This window comes from Bradyrhizobium icense (genome assembly GCF_001693385.1).
GTDB lineage: Bacteria > Pseudomonadota > Alphaproteobacteria > Rhizobiales > Xanthobacteraceae > Bradyrhizobium > Bradyrhizobium icense.
Genome location: NZ_CP016428.1, coordinates 2294359 through 2310768 on the forward strand (window position 1 = coordinate 2294359; position 16410 = coordinate 2310768).

At 59.7% G+C, this 16410-nt stretch carries 15 protein-coding genes; 7 read left to right on the forward strand and 8 right to left on the reverse strand.

The genetic code is table 11. The features are described from left to right. Position 1 precedes the first annotated feature (1 nt). Genes LMTR13_RS43230 through LMTR13_RS10805 form a run of 5 tightly spaced genes read left to right on the forward strand, consistent with a single transcriptional unit; the run spans position 2 to position 4644 of the window. A complete protein-coding gene (locus LMTR13_RS43230) occupies positions 2-592 on the forward strand; it encodes an acyltransferase (RefSeq protein WP_065727855.1) in 591 nt (196 codons plus the stop codon). 3 nt (positions 593-595) lie between these two features. After that, positions 596-1663 (forward strand): glycosyltransferase family protein, encoded by a 1068-nt coding sequence (locus LMTR13_RS10790; RefSeq protein WP_065727856.1) that lies wholly within the window; start codon positions 596-598, stop codon positions 1661-1663. Positions 1664-1688: 25 nt separating this feature from the next. Continuing rightward, the gene (locus tag LMTR13_RS10795) at positions 1689-2546 is read left to right on the forward strand and encodes a class I SAM-dependent methyltransferase (protein ID WP_065727857.1); all 858 of its coding nucleotides are present in this window, start codon (positions 1689-1691) and stop codon (positions 2544-2546) included. Further along, positions 2543-3472, forward strand: coding sequence for an NAD-dependent epimerase/dehydratase family protein (locus tag LMTR13_RS10800; protein WP_065727858.1), 930 nt, complete (start codon positions 2543-2545; stop codon positions 3470-3472). The genes LMTR13_RS10795 and LMTR13_RS10800 overlap by 4 nt, the downstream gene beginning before the upstream one ends. Continuing rightward, the gene (locus LMTR13_RS10805; protein WP_236843349.1) at positions 3469-4644 is read left to right on the forward strand and encodes a glycosyltransferase family 4 protein; all 1176 of its coding nucleotides are present in this window, start codon (positions 3469-3471) and stop codon (positions 4642-4644) included. Before LMTR13_RS10800 ends, LMTR13_RS10805 begins: the two co-directional genes overlap by 4 nt. 30 nt (positions 4645-4674) lie before the next feature. Here the strand turns inward: LMTR13_RS10805 and LMTR13_RS10810 are convergent, their stop codons facing one another. From LMTR13_RS10810 to LMTR13_RS10825, 4 genes are all read right to left on the reverse strand, one after another. Beyond that, complete coding sequence (locus LMTR13_RS10810; RefSeq protein ID WP_065727859.1) at positions 4675-5640, reverse strand: NAD-dependent epimerase/dehydratase family protein; 966 nt, start codon at positions 5638-5640, stop codon at positions 4675-4677. 141 nt (positions 5641-5781) lie between these two features. Continuing rightward, positions 5782-6741: a GDP-L-fucose synthase gene (gene fcl / locus LMTR13_RS10815; RefSeq protein ID WP_065727860.1), complete on the reverse strand. Its 960-nt coding sequence runs from the start codon at positions 6739-6741 to the stop codon at positions 5782-5784. After that, positions 6722-7807 carry a GDP-mannose 4,6-dehydratase gene (gmd, locus tag LMTR13_RS10820; RefSeq protein WP_156795550.1) on the reverse strand — a complete coding sequence of 362 codons (1086 nt, stop codon included), beginning with the start codon at positions 7805-7807 and terminating at the stop codon, positions 6722-6724. Before gmd ends, fcl begins: the two co-directional genes overlap by 20 nt. A 132-nt stretch (positions 7808-7939) precedes the next feature. Next, entirely contained in the window at positions 7940-8473 is a 534-nt protein-coding gene (locus LMTR13_RS10825; protein ID WP_065727862.1) for a D-glycero-alpha-D-manno-heptose-1,7-bisphosphate 7-phosphatase, read from the reverse strand. Between the two features lie 1704 nt (positions 8474-10177). Between LMTR13_RS10825 and LMTR13_RS10835 the strand changes: the two genes are divergently transcribed. Next, the gene (locus tag LMTR13_RS10835; RefSeq protein ID WP_065727864.1) at positions 10178-10366 is read left to right on the forward strand and encodes a hypothetical protein; all 189 of its coding nucleotides are present in this window, start codon (positions 10178-10180) and stop codon (positions 10364-10366) included. A gap of 79 nt (positions 10367-10445) precedes the next feature. Here the strand turns inward: LMTR13_RS10835 and LMTR13_RS10840 are convergent, their stop codons facing one another. Continuing rightward, a complete protein-coding gene (locus tag LMTR13_RS10840) occupies positions 10446-11669 on the reverse strand; it encodes a phenylacetate--CoA ligase family protein (protein ID WP_065727865.1) in 1224 nt (407 codons plus the stop codon). A gap of 92 nt (positions 11670-11761) precedes the next feature. On the opposite strand from LMTR13_RS10840, the gene LMTR13_RS10845 reads away from it, so the two are divergent. Then, positions 11762-12922 carry an AGE family epimerase/isomerase gene (locus LMTR13_RS10845; protein ID WP_065727866.1) on the forward strand — a complete coding sequence of 387 codons (1161 nt, stop codon included), beginning with the start codon at positions 11762-11764 and terminating at the stop codon, positions 12920-12922. Positions 12923-13022: 100 nt separating this feature from the next. On the opposite strand, the gene LMTR13_RS10850 is transcribed toward LMTR13_RS10845, so the two are convergent. From LMTR13_RS10850 to LMTR13_RS10860, 3 genes are all read right to left on the reverse strand, one after another. Further along, positions 13023-13862, reverse strand: a complete 840-nt coding sequence (locus LMTR13_RS10850) for an ABC transporter ATP-binding protein (RefSeq protein ID WP_065727867.1) — start codon at positions 13860-13862, stop codon at positions 13023-13025. Between the two features lie 135 nt (positions 13863-13997). Beyond that, complete coding sequence (locus LMTR13_RS10855) at positions 13998-15278, reverse strand: ABC transporter substrate-binding protein (protein ID WP_065727868.1); 1281 nt, start codon at positions 15276-15278, stop codon at positions 13998-14000. Between the two features lie 58 nt (positions 15279-15336). Further along, complete coding sequence (locus tag LMTR13_RS10860; RefSeq protein ID WP_065727869.1) at positions 15337-16410, reverse strand: branched-chain amino acid ABC transporter permease; 1074 nt, start codon at positions 16408-16410, stop codon at positions 15337-15339.

Consider the following 16410-nt stretch of genomic DNA (forward strand, 5'->3'; position numbering starts at 1 on the left):
CATGCGGCTCATCCTGATAGGCGTGATCGACGCCATCCTTGGCTGGAAGAGCCGACTTTCCGGGGCGGTAAGTGTCGGGCGCGGGTCGAGGATCGCATGGCGCCGGATCAGCCGAGCGGCAGGCAACGCTTTATCAGTAGGAGAAGATTCGATCGTCCACGCTGATATCAGTTTCGAGGAAACGGGAGGCAAAATTCAGATCGGAAACCGCACATTCATCGGACGAAGCCACCTGGTCTGCTATCGAAGCCTCACCATCGGCGACGATGTCGTCATGTCATGGGGCGTTACGATTGTGGATCACGATTCCCACAGCGTCGACTGGATGGATCGCCGGAACGATGTTCTCGAATGGGGCGCGGGCCGGAAGGATTGGAAGAAAATCGCGCATGCGCCGGTCGTGGTGAGCGATAGGGCCTGGGTCGGATTCAACGTGAGTGTGCTTAAGGGGGTTACGATTGGAGAGGGGGCCGTGATCGGAGCGTGTTCGGTTGTAACCCGCGATATTCCGCCGTACACTCTGGCAGTTGGGAATCCGGCCAGAATAATCCGCTCGTTCAGCCCCCCGCCAGATGCAAATCCCGCGGGTTGATGCATGCGTATTTTCCAGAACAACGGCTTGTCACGCGGATTTCGTATCCATCGTCGCCAATCGCGCTATCAAACCTTTGCCGCCGGACGCGCAGAATTTCTGGATACGAGATTCACTGCGTCTCATATCCTCCTGCCGGTACTCACCAACAGCCCGGATGCATTTTACACCAATGGAGACGATGAACAGCTGCAGTTGCTGTGGGCGAAAGAGAATGGTCTGCGGACAAAGAACCTGGAGCAAATTCTGCTCGCGCAGATCGAGCAGCATCGCACTGAAGTATTCTATAATCTTGACCCGATCCATTACGGTAGCGAATTTGTTGCGAAGTTGCCGGGGTGCGTGAAGAAATCGGTTGGCTGGCGGGCGGCGCCGTCAGGAAGCGCTGACCTGACGAAATACGACCTGATCGTGTGCAACTTTCCGTCGATCCTCGAGAGTTGGCGACAAAAAGGCTGTCGGGTGGCGTATTTCTTTCCGGCGCACGATCCTGCGATGGACGCCTTTGCCGTGGCCCGAGGTGATGAACTCGATCTCATCTTCATCGGCGGATTTTCGCGCCACCACGTCAAACGTAGCCAGGCACTCCGGGCTGTGGCTTCAACGCGGGGTGTCCGGGCACGCTTTTATCTCGAAGAGTCACGCCTGACCCGATTGGCAAACTTTCTTCCTCCTCTACCAGCGCTTCACTCATATCGTTATCCAGATGAAGTTCGCGGGATTCGCGCCAACCCGTTGTATGGCCGCGATGCGTATGCAGCGATCGCTAAGAGCCGGATCGTGTTCAATGGTGCAGTGGACATGGCGGGGGAGGATCGCGGCAATATGAGATGCTTTGAGGCGACCGGATGCGGAGCGGTCCTCCTGACCGACTCAGGACGCTATCCGGACGGTTTCGTTGATGGCGAAACCATGTTGCAATACTCCTCGCCTGAGCAAATACCGGAACTGATCGGCAAGCTGATGCGTGACGAAACCCGGGCAAAGTCCATCGCTCAGGCGGGTTGCGCGATGGTCAAAGACCGCTATAGCAAACAACTGCAATGGACGAAATTTCAGGATCTGATCTAACCGGGGCGCTGGGGATAGCAGGTTTATGGTGGCGGAGAAGCCGTTTACGACGTGGGAAGATGCCGTGCTCTGGCTCCGCAGTCAGCCGGACCAGCGCCAGCTCGTGCTCGATGCGTTCTATGACGACCCTCTGATTGATGCGGCCAAGCGCTATTCTGCCAGCACCGAATGGCAGGCGGTTTCGAAGCTTCTGCAGAACCGCACCGGCAAGGCGCTCGATGTCGGCGCCGGGCGCGGAATTGCGAGCTACGCACTGGCACGGAGCGGATTTGCGGTCACCGCGCTCGAGCCTGACCCGAGTGCCGTGGTTGGGACGGCGGCAGTCCGGGAGCTCGTCGCCGAGGCCCGTCTGCCGATCGAGGTGGTCGAGGATTTTTCCGAGCGCTTGCCCTTCAATGACGGTACATTCGATGTCGTGTTCGCGCGGGCCGTGCTGCACCATATGCGCGACCTCGACAGCGCCTGCCGGGAAATGTTCCGCGTGCTTCGCCCCGGCGGATTGCTCATCGCCCTACGCGAACACGTAATCAGCAAGGAGACTGACCTCGGCAAATTCCTCGATCAGCATCCCCTGCATCACCTCTATGGCGGTGAGCATGCGTTTCTTCTCGATCGATATGTCGGCGCGCTCAGGGGGGCGGGATTTGCCGGGATCGAGGTTCTGGCGCCGCTGAAGAGCCCGATCAACCTGTTTCCCTATACGATAGAGACGCTGCGAACGGCCGTCGTGGAAAGATTGAGCAGCAAGATCCCGGTAAAGCCTGTCTGGCGCGCCGCGCTTGCTTCCAATCGCGTTTTCATGTCGCTGCTTTCGATGGCAGAGCGCTTTGATCGCCGACCCGGTCGGCTCTATTCGTTTGTCTGTCACAAGGCGCAATCATGAACATGTGGGTCACCGGCGCCAACGGATTCATCGGCCGGCATCTCGTGCGGGTGCTGGCTGATCAGGGCAATCGCGTTCATGGCATCGGCCACGGCGCGATTGGAGAGGCCGAGAGGCGGCGCATCGGCCTGGAGCATTGGCTGAACGGCGAGATCGACGCGGCCAATCTCAATGCGCTTGCGGAGCGGTCCGAACTGCCATCCACGATTTTTCATCTGGCTGGCGGATCATCGGTCGGGCTGTCGATCGAGCAACCCTACGAGGACTTCTCGCGCACCGTCAACAGCACGGTCCGCTTGCTTGAATGGATGCGCCGCTCCGCTTCAGAATGCCGGTTGATTGTAGCCTCGAGCGCCGCTGTATACGGCGCGCATCACTCTGGAAAGATCCCGGAGCATGCCGAACTAAGGCCTGTATCGCCGTACGGTCACCATAAGCTGATGATGGAGCAGCTCTGCAAGAGCTATGCTGCCTGCTTCGCCGTAGAGTCGACTGTGGTCCGCCTCTTTTCTGTCTATGGAGCGTTTCTTCGCAAGCAGCTCTTGTGGGATATGTGTTCGCGGCTGCAAAGAGGCCAGCGTGAGCTTGTGCTCGGCGGAACGGGAGACGAATTGCGCGATTGGGTCCACGTAAACGACGTGGCTAGGCTCCTTTCAAGTTTTGCCGCACGACGGCAACAGGAAAAATTTCAGGCGATAAACGGGGGATGCGGTGAGGGTACGACGGTCGCGGAGGTTGCAGATGTCGTGACAAAAAGCTGGGGTGGGGAGGCCGGCGTACGTTTCTCCGGTGTGGTCCGTCCCGGCGATCCGTTCAGCCTTGTTGCGGATGATAGAAAGGTTCGAGCGTTGCCTTTTGCGTGGGGAGTTCCACTGTCGCAAGGAATCGCCGATTACGTCCGCTGGTTTAAGGAGGATGCTCGTTGAGCAGCGGGCACTCAATCCGTCTCGCCTTCACCATGATTTCCCGCCAGAGCTGGGCTGGGGGTTACAACTATCAGCGTAACTTATTTGCTGCCCTGTGCCAGCACTGCGCGGGAGAAATTACGCCTGTGGTGTTTGCGGGCGAGCGCGACGATGTCTCAGATCTCGAAGCACTCGGGCGGATTCCAGGCGTTGAAACTCTGCGATCAAGCGCATTCGATCGAGGAGCATTACGGTCTATCGCACCGATATGTTTTGGGCAGGACTTTGCGGCTGCGTCGGAATTCCGACGCAAACAAATTGATGCGGTTTTCGAGTCGGCGCGTTTCTTTGGCTGGTCTTCCTGTTATCCAAGTATCGCGTGGATCCCGGACATGCAGCATCTGGAACTTCCGCACCTGTTTTCCAGGCGCGCCCGATCGCGACGGGAGGTCGGCTTTCGGTTGCAGATTATGTCAGGCCGAACGATCATGCTCAGCAGCGAGAGCGCAGAGCGAGACTGCCTAAAAAGTTATCCAAATGCAAAAGGACGAACAGCCGTTGTGAAGTTCGCGAGCGAGCCTGCCCCCGAGCTCTTGCGAGTGGATCCGATTGAGGTTGCTCGCAAGTACAACCTGCCGCCAAACTACTTCTATCTTCCAAATCAATTCTGGCGCCACAAGAACCATCAGGTTGTGATCGATGCGCTTGCACTACTCTTAAATCGTGGCAAGCGTGTCGTTGTGGTGGCGTCCGGAGCGCCTGATCCAAACGAGCCGCAACTTGTTGATAAGATTATGCAACAAGTGGTCGACCGTGGGCTTGAGCAAGAATTCAGATACTTGGGAATGATTCCATTGGCTGAGGTCTATGCGCTGCTTCGGGTTAGCGCGGCTCTGCTCAATCCGTCCCGATTCGAGGGCTGGAGCACGACCGTGGAGGAGGCAAAATCATTTGGCGTGCCGATGGTCTTGTCGAGCATTGACGTACATCGTGAACAAGCAGGTGGCAAAGCTGAGTATTTCGACGTCGATGACCCTTCATCACTCGCGGATCATCTTTTGAAGGTATCGCAGAATTCTGAACCTACGATCAGAAATCTCTTGCCGGATGTCCACGCCCGCGTGGCTTCGTTTGCGTCGGACTTCGTAGCTACAGTCCAATGCGCACGACAGCGTTGTGGTAGGGCGACCTAGCTAGCTAGTGCGGCTTATCCCGGACGGAGGTCATGGCGAACGGGTCGATTGCGTCCGAGAAGTAGGGTCAGCCAGAGCATTCCGAATACCTTCGTCTAGACTAAGCGGTGGCCGCCATCCGGTCTTCAGGGCTTTAGACATGTCGATCTCCAACGACGCGGCCACACTATTGTAGGCTTCAGAACGACCGCTGATCCTGAATAACGCGTTGAGTGCAAACAATGGAAAAGGCACAATGCGCGATTTCTTGCCCAAACCCTTTCCGATCCGTCGAACAAATTCTGGCGTTGAAATTTGCTCCTCATCGGCCACCAAAAAGATGTCGAACTTGCCGTGCTGATGGGTAAGTCGGTGCACTATGAACGACGCCAAGTTTGCGACGCTTAGAAAGGCGCGCCGATTCTGGATACAACCGAACGGCAACGGGATCCCTTTATTTACCGCCGTAGCCAGCCGTTTAAAATTACCGAGTGCGCCTGCACCATAAATCAGTGGCGGGCGAATGACGGTAAAATTCATGCTGGTGTACTCCACCATAGCTTGAAGGCCTGCTTCTGCGGCAGCTTTCGACACACCGTAGACTCCGCGGGGCGTCAAAACGTCATTCTCACGAAAAGGAGGCCGACCGTCGGTGCTGCTCCCATTAGCAAGGACAGTGCTCAGGTAGACAAAATGGCTAACTCCCGCTTCGGCTGCGCACCGAGCAAGATGTAGCGTGCCATCGGTATTGATAGATTGGTAAACGTCTGCAGCATGCTCTTCGCGCGGGTGATGAACTCGGGCTGCCAAATGCACCACCGCATCGATACCGGCGAGCGCTTCTGCCCAGTTGGTGTGGGGACCGATAGTGCCGATCATTATCGAAGTTGCGTCAGGCGAGGGCTTTCGCACGGCTTGTCTAACGATCATGCCATTGCGTTTCAACACGGGGGTAAGATTCTGGCCTACGAAGCCATTCGCACCCGTTAGCAAGACAACAAGTCGACCATCTTCCATTCTGTTCTCATCTCTTTCTGAAGCCAGCGCCTCGCCATTAGAAAACACCCGTTCTTACTTGTTGGCTTTCCGACAGATGGAGATGCGCGCCAAGCTGGGGCAAGAGCGGCGTGCTTCGGAGCTTCGCTCGATTGACGACGGCTAACACTCGGCTGGCTCCCGGATTTCACTGAGATAGGCCTGATAGGCGAGCCGGATGCCGTCCTCGAGCTTCGTGCTGGCGCGCCAGCCGAGTTTTGCCAGCCGGCTGACGTCGAGCAGTTTGCGCGGCGTGCCGTCCGGGCGCGAGGCATCAAAACCGATCTCGCCGGTATAGCCGACGGTCGCCGCGACCACGCGGGCGAATTCGGCGATCGTGATGTCCTCGCCGGTGCCGATGTTGACCAGTTCGCTATCCGAATAGTTCTTCATCAAATGGATGCAGGCGTCCGCGAGGTCGTCGACATAGAGGAATTCGCGCCGCGGCGTGCCGGTGCCCCAGACCGCGACCTCTTTGGCGCCGGCGACCTTCGCTTCGTGGAAGCGGCGGATCAGGGCGGCGACGACGTGGCTGTATTCGGGATGATAATTGTCGCCGCGGCCGTAGAGATTGGTCGGCATCACGTTGATGAAGTCGGCGCCGTACTGGCTGCGATAGGCCTCCACCATCTTGAACCCGGCGATCTTGGCAATCGCATAGGGCTCGTTGGTCGGCTCCAGCGGCCCCGTCAGCATCGAGTCCTCGCGCAGCGGCTGCGGCGCCAGTTTGGGATAAATGCAGGAGGAGCCTAAGAACATCAGCTTCTCGGCGCCGTGGACATGCGCCGCATGGATCACGTTGGAAGCGATCGCCAGATTGTCGTAGAGGAATTCGGCGCGCAGCGTGTTGTTGGCGACGATGCCGCCGACCTTGGCGGCCGCCAGAAACACCGCCTGCGGGCGCCGGGTGGCAAACCACGCATTGACCGCGGCCTGATCGCGCAGGTCGACCTCGTTGCGGGGCGTCGTCAGCAGTTCGACGTGTTCCGCCGCCAGCCGGCGCACCAGCGCAGAACCGACCATGCCGCGGTGGCCGGCGACGTAGACCGTCTTGCCTCTCAGCTCAAACGGCAGGCTTGCCATTGGCGACCTCCCGCCGGGCTTCTGCCAGATCGTTCGCGACCATTTCCTTGACCATCTGGGCGAATGACGTCTTGGGCTTCCAGTCGAGTTTCTCGCGCGCCTTGCTGGCATCGCCGACCAGAAGATCGACCTCGGTCGGCCGGAAATAGACCGGATCGATCCGCACCACGGTCTTGCCGGACCTGGCGTCGACGCCGGTCTCGTCAACGCCCTGGCCGTGCCATTCGATGCGGCGGCCGACTTCGGCGAATGCCAGCTCGACGAACTCGCGCACCGAGCGGGTCTCGCCGGTCGCCAGCACGAAATCGTCGGGCGCGTCCGCCTGCAGGATCTTGTGCATGCCCTCGATATAATCCCGTGCATGGCCCCAGTCGCGCTTGGCTGCGAGGTTGCCGAGATAGAGCACCTGTTCCAGGCCGGTCTCGATGCGGGCGACGCTGCGGGTGATCTTGCGGGTGACGAAGGTCTCGCCGCGGATCGGGCTCTCATGGTTGAACAGGATGCCGTTACTGGCAAACATGCCGTAGGCCTCGCGGTAATTGACCGTAATCCAGTAGCCGTACAGCTTGGCGACGCCGTAAGGCGAGCGCGGGTAGAACGGCGTGGTCTCCTTCTGTGGCACCTCCTGCACCAGGCCGTAGAGTTCGGAGGTCGAGGCCTGATAGAACCGCGTCTCCTTCTCCATGCCGAGAATCCGGATCGCTTCCAAAAGCCGCAGCACGCCGATGGCATCGGCGTTGGCGGTATATTCCGGGCTTTCGAAGCTGACGCCGACATGGCTCTGGGCGGCGAGGTTGTAGATTTCGGTCGGCCTGATCTGCTGCATCAGCCGGATCAGGTTGGTCGAGTCGGTCATGTCGCCGTAATGCAGCAGGAACGGCACGTTGCGGGAATGCGGGTCCTGGTAGAGGTGATCGATCCGCGCGGTGTTGAACGAGGACGACCGCCGCTTGATGCCGTGGACCTCATAGCCGAGGCCGAGCAGATATTCGGCCAAGTAGGCGCCGTCCTGCCCGGTCACGCCGGTGATCAGCGCCACGCGCCGCCTAGGAACTTGTGGATGCAATGATGCCTCCTAAAAATCAGCAAAATGGCTATTGGTGTGCTCCACGGCAGCGCAGTATGCATGCATGGCCTCCTAGAGCAGATCTGAGCTGGGTGTCTATTTGGTATCGGACAGGATTGCAACGCGATCGCCTCACTCAGTTGGTCGCGTCTTATTGTGAGGCAAGAGCGGCATTACGAAGTCGGCGAGGTGGCCGCTTGCGTACAGATATCCTTTTATGCCCGCGGCGCGAGCTGCTTCTAGATCAGTAGACTTGTCGCCTATGAGAATGCTCCGACTGACATCCACGGGGAAACGTTTCAAGAGGTCGTTGATCATCCCGGGAGCAGGCTTGCGCCGATAGCTTGTCCGACGGTATCGCTCTATCGATGCGTCAGGATGAAAAGGGCAGTATTCGAACGCATCTACGTGAGCTCCGATCCTAGCCAATTCGTCCGCCATATGTTGATGCAATGCTTCGATGTGAGCTTCCTCGTAAAGACCCCTGGCAACTCCTGACTGGTTTGTCACCACGAATGCAAAGCAACCTGCATCATTGACGGCTTTCACCGCTTCGCGTGCGCCATCTATCCACTTCAGCTTTGCGATCTCGAACACATAACCGCTGTCTTCGTTCAGCACTCCGTCGCGATCGAAGAAGACTGCCGGTTTCTTTATTTCGTACATGGGGCTCGGACGATCGTTGGATTCACAAGCACAAACATCCAAAGTCTAGGCGGTAGGAGGCCGATAAAGGGGGAGGCTACTCATCGATAGCATCCTGTCGTGTCATGGAACCGGCCAGCGTTCGTTTGCATGGGCTTTTGTTGGTCTCACGACGAGGTGTTTGTACCTGACCAAGCGCATCTAGGGGAACTCTCGATGGTTGTGGAGAGTATCCTTGGCAACTATTTAAGGAAGGGGTAAATTCCAGTTCTTCGCAACGGGTCGGGCCAAGCCATGATTGAGGCAATTTTGTTAATAGTCGGCACATACATCATTGTTGCCGAGGTTGTTCGACGGTGGCGCGAGGCCGCGGATCGAGCGAAATACAGGAAAAGACGCTTATAGGATGGGGGCGCCTCATCTGTGCACGTTTTCAAATTTGATTTCCGCGATGGCCCCATCTGCCTGTGGACGAACTTCAGGTGATGCGGGTCTGAGCTACTTGTTTGCAGATTAAAAGCGGCTGACTGCGGACGAACAGGACGTGCGCTTTGCATAGCTTTCTGACGGAGCCCTTGGAGAAAGCAAGATGCCTCCCGCCCTTTTCGGGGCACGATTGGCGGATGCTTCACGTTGTGCGCTGCGTCGATTGGCTCTGCGGGTAGGGTAAATTCTCGAACCCTCCGTTGCTACGCAGTTTCGATCAACCGGCATCCCCCTCCAGCAGAGCATTCTTATGCGGGACGCAATTTTGGGGCCAAGTCAGAAGGTCATTCTCGGCGACTAAGGGAGGATCTTGCGCAGCATCTGATCCTTCGGACTGGCGGATTGGTCTCGGCTCAGTGTTGGGGAACGTTGCAGAACGCTCCTATCAATTTTGCCCCTGAAATGCATCCAGATCGTTCTCTCCTGCGTGCTCACCAACGCAACAGACCGCGTAACGGCGCGGTATATGCTGCTCCCATTCGGAGGAGAGATTCGAGAAAGCGGCCAATCTGACCAAATCCATTCGCCGGATGAGTCGGCCGCGTCCTGGTTTGATTTGGCAATTTTCTTGATTCACGGAGGGACGGATCATCTTTGTTGAGCCATTGTTGGCGACTTTAGGGCAAGCCAACCGCGATGTGCTCTCTGCCACCATCTTACCTCAAGACGATGGAACCCAGCCCTCATCCTGACTGAATTCTGCTTGGGTTCCATTGGAACATTCTTCAGTTGGGTCTTGAGTACTGAAAATGCGCAGTCTTGGTATTTCCGCGGTCGTCGTGGCAGCATTTCTCGCCACACTATCGATAATTTTCATCGGATTAGCTTATAGCGATGGATGGTCAGGCGGCGCCGCCTGCTCGGTGGCTGAGAGCCTTTGCCGACGCCCCTCTCTGTTGGCCATACCGGTCACCGTGGCGATGGCTTGGGGCCTCATGGCGCTGGCGGACGAGTAAGGCCACGGCTGAAAGCACGGAGTGCAGTCCATCCTAATTTCACATTCCGAGTATCCTATTTGGGACTGCATCGTGAATTTGCCCGTTCTGCATTTCTACTATGTCTCCGAGCAGCTAATTCGCTAATTCGGTGCCTCGGGCTGAAACTGTTGCCAATACGCCTTTGAAACTGCGGGCTTGTACTGCGCGCGCTCTGCTCAACAATACTTGCGAGAAAAATTGACTACTCTAAGTTTTAACTGACGCGATTTGAATTGCCCGCCAGCACGTCAACAGATTTCAGATGATTCCGGTCATGGCGGTTTGCACCCATCCACCAAAGGCGTTTGAGGCGCAACAAACGACGGGGCACTCCGCTCTAGGCTGTCTCTCCGACAGCGCGCGACAGCTTCCCGTTCTTCAATTGCAATTCCCGCTGTTGTTTCTGGTGGCTGAACCTGATATCGTTTTCACCGGTTTCTTGGCCATTTGACGTGGTGACACCCATGCCCGTGGTGTCGGTTGAATGCTTCTGAAGTCTTCGCGTTAGGCGTTGCCGAGGTGAGGTTTATTTATCGCTCGTCGGCGATCACCTTGCCGTCATTCGGCAGCGATCCCGCCGCGACCAGTTCGACATTGCCGCCGAGCTTCGTCACCGTGCGCAGCGTTGCCGCGAGTTCGCCCTGTAGCGTCTCGCCCGGCGCCGCCGTTTCCGCCTTCAGCGTCATCAGGTCGCTCTCGCCGGATCGCGTGACGACGAGGCGTAGTCTTCCGAGTTGCGGATGGCGCTTGCCGATCTCGGCGATCTGCTCGGGGCGCACGAACATGCCCTTGACCTTGGTGGTCTGGTCGGCGCGGCCCATCCAGCCCTTGATGCGCATGTTGGTGCGTCCGCACGGGCTTGCTCCTGGCAACGCCGCAGTAAGGTCGCCGAGCGCGAGGCGGATCCAGGGATGCTGCGGATCGAGCGAGGTGACGACGATCTCGCCGACGTCGCCGGGTGCCACCGGATCGCCGGTGCCGGGACGGACGATCTCCATGATCAGGTCCTCGTTGACGACCATGCCTTCGCGCGCCGGCGTCTCGAACGCGACCATGCCGAGGTCGGCGGTGCCGAACGCCTGATAGGCATCGATGCCGCGCGCCTCGACTTCGTCCTGCAGTGATTTCGGAAACGCCGCGCCGGAGACCAGCGCGCGCGTGATCGAGGAGACATCGCGCCCGGCATTGGCGGCGGCATCGAGCAGGATCTTGAGGAAATCAGGCGTGCCGCTATAGCCGACCGGACGATAGGCTTCGATCAGTTCGAATTGCTGCTCGGTATTGCCGGGGCCGGCTGGGATCACCGCGCAGCCCAGCGCCCGCGCCGAGGCATCGAAAATGAACCCGCCCGGCGTCAGATGGTAGCTGAAGGTGTTGAGCACGACGTCGCCGGGCCGGAAGCCCGCCGCAAACAGCGCCCGCGCGCCGCGCCAGGGATCGGCGTGAACGGGCTCGGGCTCGAAGATCGGTCCCGGCGAGGTAAACAGGCGTCCGAACGATCCAAGCGGCGCGGAGATGAGCCCGCCGAAGGGTGGCGCGGCCTTGTGCAGGGCAGGGAGTTCCGATTTGCGCAGCACCGGCAGACGCGCCAACGCGGACCGGCTGGTCATGGAAGCGGGATCGATGCCCTTCAGGCGCTCGGCATAGGCCGGTGCGGCGAGCGCCTTCCTCAGGACGTCGGGCAGGCGTGAAAACAGCTCCGCCTCGCGTTTGGCCGGCTCACGTGTTTCCAGGGCGTCATAGTGATCGGTCATGGCTGATGATCCCGCAGATGAGGGCCGATTGCGTGCAGCCTCTGACGTGCTATCAGACGGCTTCTACCGGTGGTGATGTTCCAGGGAACGCAATGGCTGAAAGAGATCTCGCTTCGGCGGCAAACACGCTTGATTCGGCCGCTATCGTCGCGAGGCTGAAGCTTCGGATGATCGACCATTGCTTGCCGCTGTGGTCGACCGAGGGGTGGGACGACAGAGCGGGCGGCTTTATCGATCGGCTCGATCGCGACGGCCGTGCAGACCGCCTGGCGCCGCGCCGGGTTTTCGTGCAGGCGCGCCAGATCTATTGCTACGCCAAGGCGGCACAGATGGGTTGGTATCCGGAAGGCCGCGCGATCGCGCTCAAGGGGCTCGAGCATTTGCTGGCGAAGGCGAAAGCTCCCGACGGCAAGCTTGGTTTTGTGCACACGCTGAAGCCTGATGGGTCCGTGCTGGACCCGTTGCGCGATTCCTATGACCACGCCTTCGTGCTGCTGGCGCTGGTAACCGTCTACGCGCTCGATCGCGATGCGCAGATCCGCTCCGAGATCGATGCGCTGTGTCATTTCATCGATACTCAGTTGCGCTCGCCGCACGGCGGCGTTCACGAGGGATTGCCGGTATCGATGCCGCGGCGGCAGAATCCGCAGATGCATCTGTTCGAAGCGATGATCGCGGCGTTCGACGCGACGCATGACCTCGTGTTCCAGAACAGGGCTGGGAATTTCTTCAGCCTGTTTCTGGCCAACCTTTACGACAAGCAGCGGCAGGTGCTCGGCGAGTATTTCGAGGAAGATTGGTCGAAGATCGAGCCGGTCAGTGTCGAGCCGGGACATCAGGCGGAATGGGCATGGCTGCTGAAAGGCTTTGAGCGCATCACCGGCTGTCCGACCGGACGCTACCGCGGCGAACTGCTGGCGTCGGCGCTGCGTTATCGCGACGAGGCGACCGGGTGCCTGATCGACGAGGGCGACGCCCGCGGCAATATCAGGCGGCACACAAGGCGGCTGTGGCCGCAGACGGAAATTGCCAAGGCGTGGATCGCGCAGGCCGAGGCGGGGGAAGCGGGAGCGGCCGATGAAGCGAGCGCGGCGCTGGCGCGGCTCGAACAGCACTATCTCAGCCATCCCGTCGCGGGCGGCTGGTACGACCAGTTCGACCGCGATGGCAACTCGCTGGTCGTCACCATCCCTGCGTCTTCGTTCTATCATGTCCTTTGCGCGGTCGCGGAAGCAGAGCAAGTGCTCACCTGAGTAATGGGCGGTTCTGATGGAATCAGAACTGCATGGACTTGTGTTTTGACGCGTTTTCTTCACGCGAACCGGTTCCCACTTCGCTCGACAACGCTATGGCTCACAGCCACCGCTTCCGCCGCTTGAAGCTCTTCAGGTTCTTGAAACTCTTGCGCTGATCGCCTGCACCGCCGAGGTAAAATTCCTTGACGTCCTCATTGTCGCGCAATTCGTCAGCCGTGCCGTCGAGCACCACCTTGCCCTGTTCCATGATGTAGCCGTGGCTCGCCACCGACAGCGCCGCGCGGGCGTTCTGCTCGACCAGCAGGATGGTGACGCCGAGATCGCGGTTGATCGCTTTGATGATCCCAAACACTTCCTTGACCAGGAGTGGCGACAGGCCCATCGATGGCTCGTCCATCAGGATCATCTTGGGGCGCGCCATCAGTGCGCGGCCGATCGCCAGCATCTGCTGTTCGCCGCCGGAGAGATAGCCGGCGAGCCCGGTGCGCTCCTTCAGGCGTGGGAAATATCTGAACACCATGTCGATGTCGGCGGCGATCTCGTTGTCGGTGCGGGTAAAGGCGCCGAGCTTCAGGTTTTCGATCGACGTCATGTCGGCGATGATGCGGCGGCCTTCCATCACCTGGAAGATGCCACGGCGGACGATCTTGTCGGGATCTATGCCGTTGATGCGCTCCCCGTCGAACATGATTTCGCCGCGGATCACTTCGCCGTCCTCGGTCTTGAGCAGGCCCGAAATCGCCTTCAGCGTCGTCGACTTGCCGGCGCCATTGGCGCCGAGCAGCGCCACGATCGCGCCCTTTGGCACTTCGAGGCTCAAGCCGCGCAGCACCAGGATGACCTTGTCGTAGACCACTTCGATGTTGCGGACGCTGAGCAGCGGGGCGGCTTGTGCCGCCGCCGTCGCGGGACGATTGAGTTCGGTTGCTTCAGTCATGTTGACCTCCTGCTGTCGTCACCCGCGAAAGCGGGTGACCCAGTATTCCAGAGGCGCCGCTGCTTTGGCCGAGAGGCCGCGGCGTACTGGATCCCCCGGTTTCGCGGGGGATGACGGTCCGTTGGTTGGCGGGGCTTACCAGCCCAGCCACTCGGGCTTGCGGGGCAGGTCGATCGTCTTCACCTTCTCCATCTTGATGCCGCCATTCTTGACGAGATCAGCGAGCGGAGCGTCGGTCGCGCCTGCGACCTTCATCCGATACAGATCGACCTTGAGCGTACCGCGGTGATCCTTCTCGGTGAAGGTGGAGGGGTTGCAGATGCCTTCGCCGCCCGCGGGCACCCAATCCTTCTTCTGGTAGAAGCCCTTCTTGACGTTCTCGCCGGTGGCGCCGCCGTTCTTGGCAGCCCACTCGACGGCTTCCTTCATGTAGAGCGCGGTGCAGACGCCGGCGAGGTAGTGCACGGGACGGTAGGCGGTACCGGCCGCGTCCGACATCTTGGAGATCTCCATGAAGGTCTTCATGCCGGGTGCGCTGCCACCCCACGCCACCGCGGTGCGCAGCGGGAACACCACGCCGTCGGCGGCAGCGCCGGCGGCTTTGGCGGCGTTCTCGTCCATGCCCCAGACGTTGCCGAGGAATTGAACGTCGATGCCGGCGGCCTTGCAGGCGTTGAGCACGGAGATGTTGGAGCCCGCGGTGTTGCCGAGATAGGCGTAGTTCGCGCCCGAGCTCTTCAGGGTCAGGCACTGCGCGCTGTAATCGCCGGGCGTCAACGCGAACACGATCGGCGGCAGCAGCTCGAAGCCCAGCTCAGCGGCAATGGCTTCACCCGCGGCCTTCGGTGCGTTCGGATATGGATGGTTGGCGCCCATGTGGACGAACTTCGGCTTGCCGGGCTTGCCCTTGGCTTTCCAGTCCTCGGCTGCCCAGGTCAGCATGCCGCGAACCGCGTCCGAGTAGCTCGGGCCATAGAAGAAGTTGTAGGGCGCGGGCTTGGCCTTGCCGCCGGCGCCGGTCGGATCGGAAAGTGCGGCGGCATAGGAGGCAGAAATATCGGGGATCTTGTCCTGAGCCAGGAAGCCTGTCAGCGCCTCGGTGTCGGCGGTGCCCCAGCCGAGAATGGCGGCAACCTTGTCGGCGCCCGACCATTTCTTGTACTGCGCGATCGCGCGTGGCACCTGATAGCCGTAATCGACGGTGTCGACATTGACCTTGGCGCCGTTGATGCCGCCGCTCTTGTTGATCCACGCATAGGTATCGGCGACTCCCTGTCCGAACGGCGTTCCGACGTCCGAGGTGGGACCCGAATAGTCGGTGAGATGCCCCAGCGAGATCGGCGCCTGGGCCAATGCCGCGCCGCTGCCCAACAGCAAAGACAGCGAGGCTGTGCTCAATAGAGTCTTCATCGTCATGGAATTAATCCTCCCGGTTAGTTCTCGAGGTCTTCTCGTTGTTCGTCCCGTTCCGACCTCAATGCGAGAACGGGTAGAGTTTCCAGTACGCCTTGATCTGCCGCCATCGGTGCGCGAGTCCATCCGGCTCGAAAACCAGAAAAACGATGATGATTATGCCGATGGCCATCTCGCGCAGGAAGGCGATGTTGTTCTTTAGTCCCAGGAACTGATCGATCGGGCTGTCGCGCAGCGCGACGCTGAGCCATTCCATCGATTCCGGCAGCAGCACCATGAACGCCGTGCCCATCAGCGTGCCCATGATGGACCCGAGCCCGCCGATGATGATCATCGCGAGAAAGATGATCGAACGATCGATGCCAAAGCCTTCGTTGGAGACCACCTGATTGTAATGCGCATAGAGTGCGCCGCCGACGCCGGCGAAGAAGGCGGCGAGGCCGAACGACAGCGTGCGGTACTTGGTCAGGTTGATGCCCATGATCTCGGCGGAAAGATAATGGTCGCGCACCGCCACCAATGCGCGCCCGTCGCGTGAACGGATCAGGTTGGTGACCAGCAGATAGCAGACGATGACATATGCCAGCACGACATAGAAATACTGCTTATCGCCGCGCAGCATGTATCCGAAGATCGAGAACGGCTCGGCGCTGGCGGGAACGCTGCCGCCGGTGAACCATTCGGCGCGGGCAAAGAAGTCAAGCAGGATGTACTGCGCCGCCAGCGTCGCGATCGCGAGATAAAGCCCCTTCAGCCGCGCGGCCGGCAGGCCGAAGATCAAGCCGACCGCAGCGGTCACGGCGCCGGCGAGCGGAATGCAGAAGAAGACGGGGATGCCGAACCGGTTCGAGAGATAGGCCGAGGTGAAGGCGCCGAAGCCGAAGAAGGCGGCGTGGCCGATCGAGATCTGGCCGGTAAAGCCGACGACGATGTTCAGCCCAAGGGCTGCGATGCCGAAGATGCCGATCTGGATCAGCAGGCTGAGCACGTAGGCGTTGACGATATGGGGCGCAAGGCAGATCAGGGCGATGCCTACGATCATCGCATTCCGACTGGTCGTGGTCGGAAACACAGTGGTATCCGCTGCGTAGCTGGTGCGGAAATCGCCGGCGGGAATGAGGGTCTGGCCTGCCAT

Excerpts from the sequence above, each read along its gene's own strand:
- LMTR13_RS43230 (WP_065727855.1), top strand. The coding sequence starts at position 2 with ATGCGGCTCATCCTGATAGGCGTGATCGACGCCATCCTTGGCTGGAAG.
- LMTR13_RS10790 (WP_065727856.1), top strand. The coding sequence starts at position 596 with ATGCGTATTTTCCAGAACAACGGCTTGTCACGCGGATTTCGTATCCAT.
- LMTR13_RS10795 (WP_065727857.1), top strand. The coding sequence starts at position 1,689 with ATGGTGGCGGAGAAGCCGTTTACGACGTGGGAAGATGCCGTGCTCTGG.
- LMTR13_RS10800 (WP_065727858.1), top strand. The coding sequence starts at position 2,543 with ATGAACATGTGGGTCACCGGCGCCAACGGATTCATCGGCCGGCATCTC.
- LMTR13_RS10810 (WP_065727859.1), bottom strand. The coding sequence starts at position 5,640 with ATGGAAGATGGTCGACTTGTTGTCTTGCTAACGGGTGCGAATGGCTTC.
- fcl (WP_065727860.1), bottom strand. The coding sequence starts at position 6,741 with ATGGCAAGCCTGCCGTTTGAGCTGAGAGGCAAGACGGTCTACGTCGCC.
- LMTR13_RS10825 (WP_065727862.1), bottom strand. The coding sequence starts at position 8,473 with ATGTACGAAATAAAGAAACCGGCAGTCTTCTTCGATCGCGACGGAGTG.
- LMTR13_RS10835 (WP_065727864.1), top strand. The coding sequence starts at position 10,178 with ATGATTCCGGTCATGGCGGTTTGCACCCATCCACCAAAGGCGTTTGAG.
- LMTR13_RS10840 (WP_065727865.1), bottom strand. The coding sequence starts at position 11,669 with ATGACCGATCACTATGACGCCCTGGAAACACGTGAGCCGGCCAAACGC.
- LMTR13_RS10845 (WP_065727866.1), top strand. The coding sequence starts at position 11,762 with ATGGCTGAAAGAGATCTCGCTTCGGCGGCAAACACGCTTGATTCGGCC.
- LMTR13_RS10850 (WP_065727867.1), bottom strand. The coding sequence starts at position 13,862 with ATGACTGAAGCAACCGAACTCAATCGTCCCGCGACGGCGGCGGCACAA.
- LMTR13_RS10855 (WP_065727868.1), bottom strand. The coding sequence starts at position 15,278 with ATGACGATGAAGACTCTATTGAGCACAGCCTCGCTGTCTTTGCTGTTG.
- LMTR13_RS10860 (WP_065727869.1), bottom strand. The coding sequence starts at position 16,410 with ATGGCAGGCCAGACCCTCATTCCCGCCGGCGATTTCCGCACCAGCTAC.